This is a genomic window from Martelella sp. AMO21009, from assembly GCF_053484295.1.
The window spans coordinates 240,592-255,697 of sequence record NZ_JBAKFR010000001.1 but is presented as its reverse complement, the minus strand read 5'-3'; the positions used below and the strand labels follow the sequence as shown (position 1 = coordinate 255,697).

The following is a 15,106-nucleotide window of genomic DNA, read 5'->3' as shown; positions in this document are numbered from 1 at the left end:
GAATTCCATGATCATATCATGGAAAATCTAGACCTTACCTTTGACCACGCCATTGCCGTCAATCTCAGACGCCTGCGCACCGCCGGCGGCTTTACGCTGGATGGGCTGGCGGAAGCCTCCGGCGTCAGCCGGGCGATGATCTCGCGGATCGAGCGGGCGGAAGCCTCGCCGTCGGCGCTCATTCTGGCGAAGCTTTGCGCCGCGCTCGGCACCACGCTGTCGGCGTTCTTCGCCGATGCCGACCGGCCCGTTGATCCGCTGTCGCGCCGGGTCGACCAGCCGGTGTGGCGCGATCCGGAAACCGGCTATTCGCGCCGCTCGATCTCGCCATCCGGCACCGGCTCCGGCGTCGACATCGTGCTGATCCGCTTTCCGGTCGGCGGCGGCATCTCCTATCCGCCCAAACACGGCGCTGACGGGCTGAGCCAGCATATCTGGATCATGAGCGGGACGCTGCAGGTCGAAATCGGCGAGGAGACCCATCTCCTGTTCAAGGGGGACTGCCTCTATATGCCGGTGGCCGATCCGCACAGCTTTACCAATGCCGGCGACACCGACGTGCTCTACGCCGTCATCATCGAGCGAACGCGATAAGGAGCGTCATGACGACCATCAGATTCCTCTCCGCCGAGGAAGCCGTCGCCGCGATCCCGGCGCTCAGCGAACTCCTGCGCGACAGCATCGAGGACAACGCCTCGATGGGCTTCATGGCACCCTATGATCCGGTAGAGGCCCGCGCCTTCTGGCAGGGCGTCGCCGACGGGGTGGCGGACGGCTTTACCGTGGTCGCCGTTGCGGCGGACGGAGACGATATCGTCGGCACGGTGCAGGCCGGCTTTGCGCGCAAGACCAATCAGCCGCATCGTGGCGATGTGATGAAGCTGATCGTGCGCCGCGACATGCGCGGCCGGGGCATCGCCCGCCAGTTGATGGAGCGGCTGGAGGCGGAATGCCTGAAGCGCGACCGCTGGCTGATGGTGCTCGACACCGCGACCGGAAGTGCTGCAGAGGCGATCTATCCCCGTCTCGGCTGGCAGCGCGTCGGCGTTGTGCCCGAATACGCGCTCTACCCCGACGGGGATTATTGCGGCACGACGTTTTTCTACAAGCGATTGATCGACAGCCGCATGTGAGCCGGTTTTTCTTTTGGCGGGATGTCACATTTGGCGAATCCCGCTCGTCATGGAGATGCAACACATCAAAAGAGGTTTCCCATGACTGCACGCATAGATTTTTACGCCGCCGGCCCCGAACTGGCGCGCCAGTGGCACGCCTTGTCCAACGACGTCAGCGGCCGGCTTGAGCATAGCCTGCTGGAGCTTGTCAAAATCCGCGCCTCGCAGATCAATGGCTGCGCCAACTGCCTCAACATGCACACGATCGATGCCCGCCAGACAGGCGAGAGCGAGCAGCGCATCTATCTTCTTTCCGCATGGCAGGAGGCGCCGTGCTACAGCGAACGCGAGCGCGCGGCGCTGGCCTGGACCGATGCCCTGACGCGGATTTCACAGGCGCCGATCCCTGCGGACATCTATGATGAACTGGCGCGCCATTTCAGCGCGGAGGAACAGGTGAGCCTGACCATGGCAATCAATGTGATCAATGGCTGGAACCGCATCGCAGTCGGCTTTCAGATGTGGTTCGAGCCAAAGGCCGCGGCATGACGCGTGGTGACGTCAGTGCGGCGGAGCGGTTTGAGCCGTTCCGTCCCCTCATGCGTCGCATCGCCTACCGCATGCTCGGCTCCCACGCCGATGCCGAGGATATAGTTCAGGAGGCCTTCATCCGCTGGATGAAGGTTGATCACGACACCGTGCGCTCGGACGAGGCATTCCTGCGGCGCATGATTGCCCGGCTCTGCCTCGACCAGCTGAAATCGGCGCGCACGCGACGCGAGACCTATATCGGTCCCTGGTTGCCCGAACCGGCGATCGAGGAGGAGCCGGAAGTCGATTTCACCCTGCCGCTGATGCTGGCGCTCGAAAGGCTGTCGCCGCTGGAGCGGGCGGCCTTCCTGCTGCACGACGTGTTCGGAATGGATTTTGCCGCCGTCGGCGACGCGCTGGAGCGCAGCCCGGAAGCAGCCCGCAAGCTTGCGGTCCGCGCCCGCGACCACGTTCGCGAGGAAGCGCCGCGCTTCCCGGTTGAACCCCAGTTGGGGCTCGATCTCGCCCGCGCCTTTCACGCCGCCTCGCGCAGCGGCGATATCGCAGCCTTGCGCGACATGCTGGCCGCCGATGCCGCCTTCCACTCCGATGGCGGCGGCAAGCGTTCCGCCGCATTCCGGGTTGTCACCGGCGTCGAGGATATCATCACCATTCACAAAAGACTTGCCGAGATCGCCTGGAACCAGGGCTGCGCGCTGGTGCGGCTATGCTATGTCAACGGCCTGCCCGGCTTCATCACGCGCGAAGCCGACGGCGAGTTTCAAGTTACCGCGCTCCTGCCCCGCGACGGGAAGATCGCCGCGATCTATGTGATGCGCAATCCCGACAAGCTCAGGCACCTTGATGGCGGCATGATCCACTGAAAGCGATTCCTGTTTTCCTCCAGATGCGCTATGAAAACGCCAACAGGAAAGGCTTTGACGATGCGCATTATCTATTCCGAGGACCACAAGTTCCGCGATGCCAAGACGGAGCTTCATGGCGGCGAACTGGTGAAGCCGTTCGAGGGGCCGTTCCGGGCGGAATGGATATTGGCGGCGCTGCAGGAAGGCGGATTTTCGGACATTGTCGCGCCCGAGGCGCACGGGCTTTCGGTGGCGGGCAAGCTTCACGATGCCGGCTATCTCGAATTTCTGGAAACCATATGGGAGCGGTGGGTCGCCGCAGGCTTCACCAGCGAGGCGATTCCGATTTCACTGCCTGTCCGCCGCTCCTATCACGCCCGCCCGCCAAAGAATATCGACGGGCTGCTCGGCTATTACGCCAATTCGGTCGAGACCTCGATCACCGACGGCACCTACCGGGCGGCCGTCGCCGCCAATGATTGCGCGATCTCGGCGGCCGACCATGTCACGGCCGGCCATCGCCATGCCTTCGCGCTTTGCCGCCCGCCGGGCCACCATGCCGGCATCGATCTGTTCGGCGGCTACTGTTTCCTGAACAATGCCGCGATCGCCGCCCAGCGACTGATCGATCACGGCGCGGCGAAGGTTGCGATCCTCGACGTCGATTTCCACCACGGCAATGGCACGCAGGACATCACCTATGAGCGCGACGATATCTTCTTCGCCTCGATCCACGGCGATCCGGACGATGCCTTCCCCTATTTCTGGGGCCATGTGGAGGAAACCGGCAAAGGTAGGGGCGAAGGCTTCAATGCCAACTTCCCGCTGCCCCGCAACACGCCGTGGAGCGCCTATAGCGCGGCGCTGGAGAGCGCGATGAAGCGGATCACGGATTTCGGCGCGGAGGCGCTGGTGGTCTCGCTCGGGGTCGATACGTTCGAGAAGGATCCGATCTCCTTCTTCCGGCTGACCACGCCCGATTTCCGGCGCATGGGCGCGATGCTGGCGGCATCGGGCCTGCCGATCGTCACCGTCATGGAAGGCGGCTACGGCGTCACCGAGATCGGACACAATGTCGCGAATGTGCTGCTGGGCATGGAGGACGGCTGAGAGCCTCGTCTGCCGAAGCCGGATTATTCAGCTTGCGTTCAGCAAGACGATGCTACCTGCGGTTTAGGATCATGGCGCCTGCACGGCGATGATCTCCTTGATGCAGGAGGAATGCGATGTTCGGACTTGCACGCAGTAAACTTGTGGCCCTCGCGATGGCGGCGGCGCTTGCTCTTTCGCCGATGGCGGCCCTTGCCCACCCGGCAGGCGGCTTTCACGGCGGTGGTTTTCATGGTGGCGGGTTCCATGGCGGGTTTGCGCCGCATGGACCGGCCTTTCACGGCGGCGGCAATCCGCACTGGCAGGGCCCTCCGCCCTACTGGCACAATGGCCCGCATGGCGGCGTCCCGCGCGGCCCCGGCCCGGTTCGCGCGCCCTATGGTCAGCCCTGGCATGGCGGCCCGCCCCCGCATTGGCACGGCCCGCCGCCGCCGCACTGGCATGGTCCGCCGCCGCCCAATTGGGGCCCCTATGACGGACCGGCAGCACTTGGCCCCTACTGGTACGGTCCGCCCTATGGTCCCTATGGTCCGGGCTGGGGCTGGAACGGCACCGCCTGGGTTCCATTTGCGGCAGGCGCGCTGATCGGCGGCGGCGTCGTGGCGGCAACCAACAACAGCACCGTCAATACGGCGACCACGCCCACGATCAATCCGAAGCACTATCAGTGGTGCGAGGATCACTACAAATCCTACCGCGTCTCGGACAATACCTACCAGCCCTATCACGGGCCGCGGCAGCAGTGCGTTTCGCCGTATTACTGAGGGGAAGGTGATGCCCCGCGCCGGATCCATGCCGTCGCGGGGCATTATTGCGCCAGAGCCGGAAGGGCTCTATTCCGCCTTCAACTCCTTGAATCGGCTTTCATATTCGCGACGGAGCTGGTGACGCATCTGCGCCTCCTTGAAGCGGCGCTCCTTGTCCGGCGTGCTGAGATCGAGCTTGGGGATCGGTGTTGGCTTGCCATGTTCGTCCACGGCAACCATCGTGAAATAACAGGAATTGGTGTGCCGGCGATGCCCGCTGCGCACCTCTTCGGCCTCGACCCTGATGCCGATCTCCATCGAGGTGCGGCCGGTATAGTTCACCGAGGCCCGGAAGGTGACGAGTTCGCCGACATTGATCGGCTCGCGAAACGTCACCTGATCCACCGACAGCGTGACCGCATAATCCTGTGAATAGCGCGCAGCGCAGGAATAGGCCACGCGATCGAGCAGGTTCAGCAGCGCACCGCCATGCACCTTGCCGGAAAAATTCGCCATGTCCGGCGTCATCAGCACCACCATTTCAAGCTGGCTTGGATCGTGTTCGCGGTCCATTCAGGTCCCCTCTTTGCAGGCCGTTTTCGATCGGGCCGGAGTCTTGCCCGAAAGCCGAATGCAATCAACAGCAAACTATGTCGCTGAATGGGGACGCGTGCTGCTGGCGGCGCTCTGGACAAGACATTTCCAGTCTGCATAGTGCAATCAGAAAGAGGGGCCATTCATGCACAGATCGACTTCGGGCCACCCTGCCCTGCTCATCCACCGCCCGATCGCGGTGCGCGCCCGATGAGCGAATCTGAAGAGGCAACGCTCGAGAGGCGCGACCGGCGCGCGGAGACCCGTTTCATCGCCATGGCCGCCGTGACAGGCATTGTCACCGGCACGATCGGGTCGTTCTTTCATCTCGCGATCGACCGGCTTTCGACATGGCCGCAGGCGCTGGGACGTCTTCTGCACGGGCCCTGGCTTGTTCTGGCGGCGGCGCTGATCACCATGGCCGTCACCGTCGCCATGGTCGCCGTGGTGCGCCGCTATGCGCCAGAGGCCGCCGGCAGCGGGGTTCAGGAAATCGAAGGCGCGATGAGCAATCTGCGCAATGTGCGCTGGCGCCGGGTTCTGCCGGTCAAGTTCCTCACCGGCATCGGCGCGCTGTCATCCGGCCTTGTGCTCGGGCGAGAGGGGCCGACGATCCATATCGGCGCATCGATCGCGGCAGCGACCACGGATTTCTTCAAGGTTTCCGATACCGAAAGGCGCGGCCTGCTGGGCGCGGGTGCGGCAGCGGGCCTTGCCTGCGCGTTCAACGCGCCGCTCGCCGCCGTGCTGTTCATCATCGAGGAAACCCACAACCAGTTTCCCTATAACTTCCGCAGCTATATGGGCGTGATCGTCGCCGCCTTCTTTGCCACCGTGATGACCGAGGTGATCGGCGGAACGGCGCCGGATTTCGCCATGTCGGTTGCCACGCCTGCGCTCGCCCTGCTGCCGGCCTTCATCGTTCTCGGTGCGCTTCTGGGCTTCGTCGGCGTGGCGCTGAACGCCAGCCTGATGAGCGTTTCCGGTTTCACCATTGCGATGCAGAAGCGCATTCCCTACCTGATGCCGGCGCTGATCGGGCTTGCGATCGGGGCGCTGTTCATCGTGTTTCCGCGCGCCGTCACCGGCGGCGAGAATGTGATCGTCTCGCTTGCCCGCGACCATGTCGTGCTGAGCGCGCTGCTGCTGCTCGCGGTGCTACGGTTCGCCACCATGGTGGTGAGCTATTCCGCCGGCACGCCCGGCGGCATCTTCGCCCCGATGCTGGCGCTTGCGATCGCGATCGGCCTTGCCTTCGGCACGATCCTGGAAGGCCTGCTGCCGGAAGGCGCCGCCATCCCCCTCGCCTTCGGCATCGCCGCCATGGGCGGTCTGTTCTCGGCTTCGGTGCGCGCGCCGGTGGTCGGCGTTGCGCTGACGCTGGAACTGACGGGAGCCTACACCATGACGCTGCCGCTGATCGCAACCTGCGTCACCGCCAATATCGCGGCCCGCTGGCTTGGCGGACAGCCGATCTACGAGCAATTGCTGGAGCGGACTTTGAAGCAGGCCGGCGTTCACCCGGAACGCATGCCGCACCGGCCCGAAAGCGAACTCGGCTGATGCCAGTGTCTCAAGCGTCGTAGGCGACGCGGAAACCGACATTGCTGGCGGCGCTGTCCGGCGTCAACGCCATGCGCGCGGCGATCCGGTAGCGATAGCAATAGCTGTAATGGCAAAGGAACGAGCCGCCCTTGAGCAGGCGCTCGTCGGCGGCAACGGCTGCGGCATTGCGCTGCTTGGCGTGGCGGGAGAGCGAGCGTATGCGATAGGGATCGGCGGTCCACTCCCAGACATTGCCGGCCATGTTGTAGAACCCGCCCTCGTTCGGCTCGAAGGATCGCGCCGGCGCGGTGCCCATATAGCCGTCGGCCATGGTGTTGTGGTCGGGGAACCGCCCCTGCCAGATATTGCAGAAGATCTTTGTGTCGGTCGGCTCCTCGTCGCCCCAGACGAATTTGCGGCCGACAACGCCGCCATGGGCGGCCCGCTCCCACTCGGCCTCGCTTGGCAGCCTGCCGCCGACCCAGGTGGCGAATGCCACGGCATCGGCGTGGGAAACCTGGGTGACGGGATGATCGAGACGTTCCGCGACGCTGCTGCCCGGTCCCTCCGGGTGACGCCAGCAGGCGCCGTCGATCCGCCACCACCACGGCGTGTCAGGCGCGCCGCCGGTAACCTCGGTGCCTTTCGAGACCAGGCCAGCAAACACCGCCGACCAGCCAAAGCGCTCAGCCTCGGTGACATAGCCAGTCGCCTCGACGAATTCGGCGAAGCGGCGGTTCGTCACGGTCTGCGCTTCAAGGGCGAAGGGATTGAGCTTGACGAAGCGCGCCGGGCCCTCGCCATCCTGCGGGATTGCGGGATTATCAATGCCGACATGGCTGCGCCCGCCGGGTATGGCAATCGCGTTGGAGCGTTCACCGCCGGTTGCCGTAATAACAGCGGCTGGCTCGCCCGCCGGCGTCCCGGCATTCCGTGATACGGCGCAACAACTGCCCTTGCCACTCATTGATCTGCTCCCGGTCGTCTCAAGTCGGTTTTATCGCCACCGGTCTAGCAATTTTGTGTGGCGATTGCCAACGGCGCGTTGTCGCAGCCATCAGAACGGTAAAAAATCGCAAAACCGGCAAACCAGAAGGATTTGTCGGGGCCAAGTCAGTTGGTAATATACTGAAATTCTTGTTTAAAATGGTCGGGGTGGCGGGATTCGAACCCACGACCCCTTGACCCCCAGTCAAGTGCGCTACCGGGCTGCGCTACACCCCGACCAACCGTCTAGACGGCCCGTTCCCTTTAGACTTTCGCTCAAGCAGGCGCAAGAGGCAAAACCGGCTTTGCGCACAAAAACCGCGACAGGTTTTCAGCCAGCCATTGTTTGCCCGAAAGGCGGTTTGGGTTGAACGCCACCAGCCGGCTACGAAAATCGATCAGAAGAAAGATATAGGAACCGCGACCAAACCGATGATCACGACAAGAATCGCCGGCAGAGCCCATTTCCTGTTGGCAATCGGCGAGGGTGTGTAACAGATCGAACAGGCGTCGCGACCATATCGAAGATGATGATGGCATTTCTTGCACTTGAAAATGCGCATAACCGGCTCCTTGCAAGCCGTCAAAAAGCAATTACCACTTTACGCAACCAACAACAGCATTCAACCAGAAAAAAGGACAGGAAGCACTGTCTCTCCGAAGAGCATCACGCCGCTAGAAAGACCTCCGATGTCGGGGCACCTTGTCAGAAGCGCAACCGCACCGCGCTTTCCTCCCGTTCGAAAGCGCTTACGCCTCCCGCACGGCGTGATGATAGCGCCGATAAATCTCATCGATATCCACCGTCGGTCGCGGGCTCTCGATCTGCATGTCGAGCATCGCGCGGTGAATGATATCCGCAGCGGCGAGATTGCGGAACCATTTGCGGTTGGCGGGTATCACATACCAGGGCGCATGGGCCGTCGAGCAATGCGACAGCATCGCCTCATAAGCCTCGATATACTCGTCCCAGCGATCGCGCTCGGCATAATCGGAAGCCGAAATCTTCCACTGCCGGTCCTTGTCCTCCAGCCGCTTCTCGAACCGCTCGAGTTGTTCATCCTTCGAGATATAGAGGAAGAACTTGACGATGGTGACGCCGCTTTCGGTCAGGAACTCCTCGAAATTGTTGATCTGGTGATAGCGCTTCGACCATTCCTGTTTGGGAACGAGATTGTGCACACGCGCCACCAGCACGTCCTCGTAATGCGATCGGTTGAAGACCGCCACCTGCCCCATTGCCGGCACGCGCTGATGTACGCGCCAGAGAAAATCATGCGCCTTTTCGACCTCGGTCGGCTGCTTGAAGCTCGCCACATAGGTGCCCTGCGGGTTCATGGCGCGAATCACGTGCCAGCACACGCCGTCCTTGCCGGCGGCATCGATCCCCTGCAGCACGATCAGCAGCGCATGCTTCTTTTCAGCGTAGAGCATTTCCTGCAGCGGCGTGATTTCATCCAGTATGCCGGAAAGCTTCTCCTTGCCCTCCTCCTTGCTCTCGATCCCGCCATCCTGTTCCGGATTGATATCGGCAAGCGAAACCGTGCTGCCGGGCTCGATGGCAAGCTTCTTGCGGAAATCCATGACATACTCCCATGCTCTGCGCTTTCATCAAACCTAACGCACGAGCGGCGAAAACGGCAGCAAATTCTGGCTAGCGGAACAGGCGTTCATTCACCACGTCGATCGACATCGCCCGCCGCGCGCTGCGGTTTTCGAGCACATAATCGATGCCGATCCGCACCAGCCCGAGCACAAACAGCCAGGCAATCAGATAGACCCATACAAGACCGATCAGCAGCCACGGAATTTGCGGCACCAGAATGCCGAAACCGCACATCAGGACCGCTACGAGCTGCGTGGCGACCATGGCGATCATCAGCGGAGGTGCCGGATAGGGTCTCTTCGTGAACCAGTTCTCCTTACGCGCGACCAGAAGCAGCAGATGACCGCCGGCGACAAGCTGCAGGAACATCATCGATTGCAGATGGGCGGTGTCCGTTATGCCAAGCCCCGGCCAGCGGGCCGGCTCCGACATCACCTCCATGCCCATCAGCAACAGACCGAAGGACTGGACGATCGAAGCGAAACCGAGCACGGCCGCGACCGTGAGCAGATGCGGCATCCGCCAGCGGATCGGCTGATCCGAAACGGTGGTGTTGTCATAGGCCACCGTCATGATCGGGATATCGTCAAGCAGCGACATCAGCACGATCATGATCGGCGTCAACGGCTGGAAACCGAGGAAGATCGTCGACAGCACCACCAGGAACATGATCGTCATGGTCAGCGCCACGCGATAGACGGTGTAGCTGGTGATCCGCCCGAAAATCCGCCGGGCCTCGTCGATGGCGTTCTCGATCACCGAAAGGCCCGATGCCGTGAGGATCAGCGCCGCGGCGCCGCGCGCGGCATCGGTTGCGCCCGAGACCGCGATCCCGCAATCGGCCTGTTTCAGCGCCGGCGCGTCGTTGACGCCGTCGCCGGTCATCGCCACCAGATGGCCGTTCTTCTGGAACGTCTTGACGATGGCGTACTTGTGCTCGGGAAACACGCGCGCAAAACCGTCCGCCGTCAGGATGCGGTTGGCGATCGGCCCCGGCACATTGTCGGGGTCCATGTCCTTGGGGAACACATCGGCAGCGGCGAGAATGTTGGCGCCGAGACCCAGTTGACGGGCGGTTTCGCGCGCGATCGCGGTGTCGTCGCCGGTGATCATCTTCACCGTCACGCCCTTGGCGCGGACATTGTCGATGGTCTGTTTCGAATCATCGCGTGGCGGGTCGTACATCGGCAGAATGCCGAGGAGCCGCCAATGCGCCCCGTCATCATCCGAGCGCGCCACGGCGAGCGCGCGGTAACCTTTCTCGCCCAGCGCCGCCACATGGGTATCGACCGCCGCCGCGTTCTCTCCGCCGCAGAGCGCCACGATCGCGTGCGGCGCGCCCTTGGAGACCAGGAACGCCGTGCCATCCGGCCCGGCAACGGCAGCCTCCGTGCGCTTCGAAACCGGGTCGAACGGCGTGAACCGCGACAGCCGGTACTGGCCGAGTACGCCCTTGTCCGGCAGTGCCGCAATCACCGCGCCGTCGATCGCATCGCTGTCCTCCGTGCGAGAGGCGAGAGCGCCCAAGAGAACGATCTCGGCGGCATCGGCGCCATCAAGCGGGATCGGATCGCCGAGCGTCAGGATATTCTTGGTCAGCGTGCCGGTCTTGTCCGAGCACAGGATGTCGGCGCCGGCCATTTCATCGATCGAGGAGAGCCGCGAGACGATTGCCTTTTCCTTCGACAGCGCCAGCGCGCCGAGCGCCATGGTGATCGAGAACACGGCCGGCATGGCGACCGGGATCGAGGCGACCAGCAGCACGAGCACGAATTGCAGGATCGCCAGCGCATCGGCAAGGCCCCAATTGTCGGCCTTCACGATGTCGACATAGACCTGAACCGCAACCATGATCAGCGCCAGAACCACGGCCAGCACGATCAGGAAATTGCCGATGTGGAACATCGCCTTCTGCGCCTGGCTGACGGCGCCGGCGCCCGCCACAAGCTTGGCGGTGCGGCCAAAGAACGTGTTGCCGCCGGTGGCGATCACGACGCCCGCCATCTCCCCCTGCTTCACCACGCTTCCGGAATAGGCGAGATCGCCGACCTTCTTGGTAACCGGCAGCGATTCGCCCGTCAGCGCGGCCTGATCGATCGAGGCATAGTCGCCGGACACCAGCCTGATATCGGCCGGCACGATGCCGCCGAGATGAATGTTGACGATATCGCCCGGCACCAGCGTCGCGGCATCCACCGTCTTGACCACGCCGCCGCGCATCGCGCTTGCCTGGGGTGCGAGCGAGTTCTTCAGCGCCGCAAGCGCATTGGTGGCCTTGCTGTCCTGATAGAATTCGAGGCCCGCATTGAAGAGCAGCAGGCCGAAAATGATGACGAAATCGCCCCTATCGCCGAGCAGAAGCGAGACCAGAGCGGCCGCCTCGATCATGAAGGCAATCGGACCGACGAAGTGGCGCAGGATCTGCCGCGCCAGACTGGTCTTTTCCTCCGGAAGTGCGTTCGGGCCGTAGGTCGCAAGCCGGCTGGCGGCCTCATCTTCGGAAAGCCCCAACGCAATATCGGTTTTCAGCTTTTCAACAACCGCGTCGACCGGCGCGTTTTCGAGGTCCGTTCCTGCCGCTTCATCAGCCATCGTCCAACTCCAGCAAGGGCGTTTGCGAAACCGCACGGTCTCGCCACCATAAGTGGAAACAGAACGCGGGCGGTTTGGCAATATGCGTGTACGAAAGGATCGCTACACGAAAAACGCGATATTTGGATGACGTCGATCAAACCGGCATGTTTTTGCCAGCGCCTATCGAACCTGATCGAGAAGCCGCTTGCATTCCAGAAGGTCGGAGAGCACCTCCTTCAGCAACGCGTCGTCCGAGCGCGCGAGGCCGAAGGCCGGATCGATTTCGCCCTCGCCTTCCTTGGCGCGCCGGAAGAAGCTCTTGCCGCTCGCCTTTTTCGGACGGCCGACGACCTGGTCATCGTCGAAGATCGAATGCTGATCGTCCTTGCGGACCTCGGGCTGCGGCGCCAGCGCCTCGATCAGTTCGGCATCGCCGCTGCCGACGGCGGTGACAAAGCGATTGCCGTTGCTTTTCAGAAGCTTCTGCACGCCCTTGATGGTGTAGCCGTGATCATAGAGAAGGTGGCGGATGCCCTTCAGGAGTTCGATATCCTCCGGCCGGTAATAGCGCCGCCCGCCGCCGCGTTTCATCGGCTTGACCTGGGTAAAGCGCGTTTCCCAGAACCGGAGCACGTGCTGGGGCAGTTCCAGTTCTTCGGCAACCTCGGAAATGGTGCGAAACGCCTCGGGACTTTTGTCCATGCCAGTCAAACGCTCCCCGCTGAAGCGCGTCCAGAAAAAGTGGGAGTGGGTTTCCCGCCCGGACGCGCGAAAACACTATCGAATCGCGGCTATTTCATCGCGAACGCGCCGCGATGACAAGGCGGAATCGAAAATTGGCAGGGGACGGATCAGCCAGCCGACTTGGCGGCGGCCTTCTCGGCCTTGTTGCGGCGCATCAGATGCGACTTGAGGATCTTCTGCTTCAGCACGTTGGACGCCTTGAAGGTCATCACGCGCCGGGGCGAGATCGGCACTTCCTCGCCGGTCTTGGGGTTGCGGCCGATGCGCTCGTTCTTGTCGCGCACCTGAAAGGTCGCGAAGGAAGAGAGCTTGACCGTTTCGCCGCGCACGATCGCGTCGCAGATTTCGTCGATCACGGTTTCCACCAGTTCGGCGGATTCCGTTCGCGAAAGTCCCACCTTGCGGAAAACCGATTCGGCCAGGTCCGCGCGCGTCACAGTTTTGCCAGGCATTACCGCATCCCGATTTTTGTCTATTTCCCCGTCGCCAGAACACTATTGCCGACCGGCATGGCGGTCAAGCGCTTGATGGGACGGAATCCGCGATGAGCGCCGCTACCAGCGCAAAAGCACCGCGCCCCAGGTGAAACCGCCGCCCATGGCTTCCAGCATAACCGTGTCGCCGCGCTTGATCCGGCCATCGCCGGCGGCAGCGGCCAGCGCCAGCGGGATCGAGGCAGCCGAGGTATTGGCGTGCTGGTCGACCGTGACCACGACCTTTTCCATCGGAATGCCGAGCTTTTTGGCCGAGCCTTCGATGATGCGGCGATTGGCCTGATGCGGCACCAGCCAGTCGAGTTCGTCGGCGGTGATGCCGGCCTCGTCGAAAGCGGCCTCGATCACGTCGGTGATCATGCCGACAGCATGCTTGAAGACCTCGCGGCCCTGCATGCGCAGATGGCCGATATCGCCGGTCGTCGATACGCCGCCATCGACATAGAGCTTTTCGCAATGCGCGCCATCGGATCGCAGGCTGGCGGCGATGATGCCGCGATCGCCCGCCGCCGCGTCGTCGACGGCTTCAAGGATGATCGCGCCGGCGCCGTCGCCGAACAACACGCAGGTGGTGCGGTCGGTCCAGTCGAGAAGGCGCGAGAAGGTCTCGGCGCCGATCACCAGCACCCGCTTCGCCCTGCCCGCGCGGATGAAATTGTCCGCCGTCGTCACCGCGTAGACGAAACCCGAGCAGACCGCCTGCATGTCGAAGGCGAAGCCGTGGTTCATCCCCAGGCGATGCTGGATATTGACGGCGGTGGCCGGGAAGGTGTTGTCGGCCGTCGAGGTTGCGACCACGATAAGATCGATGTCATCAGGCGTCAGCCCGGCATTGGCAAGGGCTTCCCGCGCGGCGGCCTCGCCGAGCGAAGCCGTGGTCTCGCCCTCGCCGGCGATATAGCGCTGCTTTATGCCGGTGCGCTGCTGGATCCAGCTATCGGAGGTATCGACGAGCTTCTGGAGCTCCTCGTTGGTCACGACGCGTCTGGGCAGGGCTTTACCAAAACCGCAAACGACTGAACGGGTCATGTTTCTTTTCCTTATTGGCAGCAGCAGGGCTGCGTTTATCCGGTATTGCCGGCCTCAGGCCGCTTCCGGACCCATCGGTGATTCGTTACGGGCGTGATATTCGTTCAGATCATGCTGAATCTTGGCCTGCAATCCGTTGTGAACCATATCGTAAGCCACGTCGATCGCCGAGGCATAGCCTTCCGCATCCGTGCCGCCATGGCTCTTGATGACGATGCCGTTGAGCCCGAGGAACACGCCGCCATTGACCTTGCGCGGGTCGAGCTTGTCGCGCAGCATCTGGAACGCGCCGCGGGCAAGGATATATCCGAGCCGGGTCATCCAGGTGCGCGACATCGCAGAGCGCAGATATTCGGCGATCTGGCGGGCGGTGCCCTCCGCCGTCTTCAGCGCAATATTGCCGGTGAAGCCCTCGACCACGAAAACGTCCACGGTTCCGCGCCCGAGATCGTCGCCCTCGACGAAGCCGGCATATTCGAGATTGTCGATATCGGCCTCGCGCAACAGTTTGCCGGCTTCCTTGACCTGTTCGACGCCCTTGACCTCCTCGACGCCGACATTGACGAGGCCGACCGTGGGCTTCTTGATCTCGAACAACGCGCGGGCCATCGCCCCGCCCATCAGCGCGAAATCGAGCAATTGCTTGGCATCGGCGCCGATCGTGGCGCCGATATCGAGCACGATGCTCTCGCCCCTGAGCGTCGGCCAGATGCCGGCGATCGCCGGGCGGTCGATCGCCGGCATGGTCTTGAGACAGAACATCGCCATGGCCATCAGCGCGCCGGTATTGCCGGCGGAGACGGCGGCATCGGACCGGCCTTCCTTGACCGCGTCGATCGCGCGCCACATGCTGGAGACATTGCGGCCGCGCCTGAGCGCCTGGCTCGGCTTCTCATCCATCTCGACGGTGACTTCGCAATCGATCACCTCAGCCCGCTCGGCAAGCTTCGGATAGCCTGCGAGAAGCGGTTCGATCGCGTCCTTCCTGCCGTAGAGGAGAAAGCTGATATCGGGATGCCGCATCAGCGACTGGGCAGCGCCGCCAATCGCGACTTCCGGCCCGACATCTCCCCCCATGACATCAATGGAAATTCTAATCAAACGTTCCAGGTCCCTGTTTACACGTGCATCGGCGGAGCCGGGCCAAAATACCCTTTTTGCTTCC

16 protein-coding genes and 1 tRNA gene are annotated in these 15,106 nt (G+C 62.8%); 7 read left to right on the top strand and 10 right to left on the bottom strand.

Translation table 11 applies throughout. The annotated features are described in order from the left end of the window. The first annotated feature begins 18 nt into the window (after positions 1-18). The 6 genes from V6766_RS01215 to V6766_RS01190 all read left to right on the top strand — a co-directional run bounded on the left by V6766_RS01215 (position 19) and on the right by V6766_RS01190 (position 4,386). Positions 19-594, top strand: a complete 576-nt coding sequence (locus V6766_RS01215; protein ID WP_448462819.1) for a helix-turn-helix domain-containing protein — start codon at positions 19-21, stop codon at positions 592-594. 8 nt (positions 595-602) lie between these two features. Beyond that, positions 603-1,133: an N-acetyltransferase family protein gene (locus V6766_RS01210; RefSeq protein WP_448462817.1), complete on the top strand. Its 531-nt coding sequence runs from the start codon at positions 603-605 to the stop codon at positions 1,131-1,133. 81 nt (positions 1,134-1,214) lie between these two features. Beyond that, positions 1,215-1,664 carry a carboxymuconolactone decarboxylase family protein gene (locus tag V6766_RS01205; protein ID WP_448462815.1) on the top strand — a complete coding sequence of 150 codons (450 nt, stop codon included), beginning with the start codon at positions 1,215-1,217 and terminating at the stop codon, positions 1,662-1,664. Beyond that, a complete protein-coding gene (locus tag V6766_RS01200; protein ID WP_448462813.1) occupies positions 1,661-2,530 on the top strand; it encodes a sigma-70 family RNA polymerase sigma factor in 870 nt (289 codons plus the stop codon). Before V6766_RS01205 ends, V6766_RS01200 begins: the two co-directional genes overlap by 4 nt. A gap of 60 nt (positions 2,531-2,590) precedes the next feature. Further along, positions 2,591-3,622 carry a histone deacetylase family protein gene (locus tag V6766_RS01195; protein WP_448463191.1) on the top strand — a complete coding sequence of 344 codons (1,032 nt, stop codon included), beginning with the start codon at positions 2,591-2,593 and terminating at the stop codon, positions 3,620-3,622. Between the two features lie 116 nt (positions 3,623-3,738). Continuing rightward, positions 3,739-4,386: a BA14K family protein gene (locus V6766_RS01190; RefSeq protein ID WP_448462811.1), complete on the top strand. Its 648-nt coding sequence runs from the start codon at positions 3,739-3,741 to the stop codon at positions 4,384-4,386. A gap of 69 nt (positions 4,387-4,455) precedes the next feature. Here the strand turns inward: V6766_RS01190 and V6766_RS01185 are convergent, their stop codons facing one another. After that, on the bottom strand, positions 4,456-4,941 hold the full coding sequence (locus V6766_RS01185; RefSeq protein ID WP_448462809.1) for an acyl-CoA thioesterase: 486 nt from the start codon (positions 4,939-4,941) through the stop codon (positions 4,456-4,458). Positions 4,942-5,172: 231 nt separating this feature from the next. Between V6766_RS01185 and clcA the strand changes: the two genes are divergently transcribed. After that, entirely contained in the window at positions 5,173-6,525 is a 1,353-nt protein-coding gene (gene clcA, locus V6766_RS01180) for a H(+)/Cl(-) exchange transporter ClcA (RefSeq protein ID WP_448462807.1), read from the top strand. Positions 6,526-6,535: 10 nt separating this feature from the next. Here the strand turns inward: clcA and V6766_RS01175 are convergent, their stop codons facing one another. The 9 genes from V6766_RS01175 to plsX form a co-directional block, all read right to left on the bottom strand. After that, a complete protein-coding gene (locus tag V6766_RS01175; protein WP_448462805.1) occupies positions 6,536-7,474 on the bottom strand; it encodes a formylglycine-generating enzyme family protein in 939 nt (312 codons plus the stop codon). Positions 7,475-7,654: 180 nt separating this feature from the next. Next, positions 7,655-7,731: transfer RNA gene (locus V6766_RS01170), tRNA-Pro, on the bottom strand. 39 nt (positions 7,732-7,770) lie between these two features. Continuing rightward, positions 7,771-8,088: a hypothetical protein gene (locus tag V6766_RS01165; RefSeq protein ID WP_448462803.1), complete on the bottom strand. Its 318-nt coding sequence runs from the start codon at positions 8,086-8,088 to the stop codon at positions 7,771-7,773. A 156-nt stretch (positions 8,089-8,244) separates the two neighbouring features. Then, complete coding sequence (locus V6766_RS01160; RefSeq protein ID WP_448462801.1) at positions 8,245-9,078, bottom strand: polyphosphate kinase 2 family protein; 834 nt, start codon at positions 9,076-9,078, stop codon at positions 8,245-8,247. 70 nt (positions 9,079-9,148) lie between these two features. After that, positions 9,149-11,692 carry a plasma-membrane proton-efflux P-type ATPase gene (locus V6766_RS01155; protein ID WP_448462798.1) on the bottom strand — a complete coding sequence of 848 codons (2,544 nt, stop codon included), beginning with the start codon at positions 11,690-11,692 and terminating at the stop codon, positions 9,149-9,151. A 162-nt stretch (positions 11,693-11,854) separates the two neighbouring features. Continuing rightward, positions 11,855-12,376: a MerR family transcriptional regulator gene (locus V6766_RS01150; protein WP_448462796.1), complete on the bottom strand. Its 522-nt coding sequence runs from the start codon at positions 12,374-12,376 to the stop codon at positions 11,855-11,857. 149 nt (positions 12,377-12,525) lie between these two features. Beyond that, positions 12,526-12,870 (bottom strand): integration host factor subunit alpha, encoded by a 345-nt coding sequence (locus tag V6766_RS01145; protein ID WP_230721976.1) that lies wholly within the window; start codon positions 12,868-12,870, stop codon positions 12,526-12,528. A 102-nt stretch (positions 12,871-12,972) separates the two neighbouring features. Next, positions 12,973-13,941, bottom strand: coding sequence for a beta-ketoacyl-ACP synthase III (locus tag V6766_RS01140; RefSeq protein ID WP_448462794.1), 969 nt, complete (start codon positions 13,939-13,941; stop codon positions 12,973-12,975). A 54-nt stretch (positions 13,942-13,995) separates the two neighbouring features. Then, the gene (gene plsX / locus V6766_RS01135; protein ID WP_448462792.1) at positions 13,996-15,042 is read right to left on the bottom strand and encodes a phosphate acyltransferase PlsX; all 1,047 of its coding nucleotides are present in this window, start codon (positions 15,040-15,042) and stop codon (positions 13,996-13,998) included. Between the last annotated feature and the right edge of the window lie 64 nt (positions 15,043-15,106).

Excerpts from the sequence above, each read along its gene's own strand:
- V6766_RS01195 (WP_448463191.1), top strand. The coding sequence starts at position 2,591 with ATGCGCATTATCTATTCCGAGGACCACAAGTTCCGCGATGCCAAGACG.
- V6766_RS01150 (WP_448462796.1), bottom strand. The coding sequence starts at position 12,376 with ATGGACAAAAGTCCCGAGGCGTTTCGCACCATTTCCGAGGTTGCCGAA.
- V6766_RS01210 (WP_448462817.1), top strand. The coding sequence starts at position 603 with ATGACGACCATCAGATTCCTCTCCGCCGAGGAAGCCGTCGCCGCGATC.
- V6766_RS01140 (WP_448462794.1), bottom strand. The coding sequence starts at position 13,941 with ATGACCCGTTCAGTCGTTTGCGGTTTTGGTAAAGCCCTGCCCAGACGC.
- V6766_RS01205 (WP_448462815.1), top strand. The coding sequence starts at position 1,215 with ATGACTGCACGCATAGATTTTTACGCCGCCGGCCCCGAACTGGCGCGC.
- V6766_RS01190 (WP_448462811.1), top strand. The coding sequence starts at position 3,739 with ATGTTCGGACTTGCACGCAGTAAACTTGTGGCCCTCGCGATGGCGGCG.
- V6766_RS01155 (WP_448462798.1), bottom strand. The coding sequence starts at position 11,692 with ATGGCTGATGAAGCGGCAGGAACGGACCTCGAAAACGCGCCGGTCGAC.
- V6766_RS01215 (WP_448462819.1), top strand. The coding sequence starts at position 19 with ATGGAAAATCTAGACCTTACCTTTGACCACGCCATTGCCGTCAATCTC.
- clcA (WP_448462807.1), top strand. The coding sequence starts at position 5,173 with ATGAGCGAATCTGAAGAGGCAACGCTCGAGAGGCGCGACCGGCGCGCG.
- V6766_RS01200 (WP_448462813.1), top strand. The coding sequence starts at position 1,661 with ATGACGCGTGGTGACGTCAGTGCGGCGGAGCGGTTTGAGCCGTTCCGT.
- V6766_RS01160 (WP_448462801.1), bottom strand. The coding sequence starts at position 9,078 with ATGGATTTCCGCAAGAAGCTTGCCATCGAGCCCGGCAGCACGGTTTCG.
- V6766_RS01145 (WP_230721976.1), bottom strand. The coding sequence starts at position 12,870 with ATGCCTGGCAAAACTGTGACGCGCGCGGACCTGGCCGAATCGGTTTTC.
- V6766_RS01185 (WP_448462809.1), bottom strand. The coding sequence starts at position 4,941 with ATGGACCGCGAACACGATCCAAGCCAGCTTGAAATGGTGGTGCTGATG.
- V6766_RS01175 (WP_448462805.1), bottom strand. The coding sequence starts at position 7,474 with ATGAGTGGCAAGGGCAGTTGTTGCGCCGTATCACGGAATGCCGGGACG.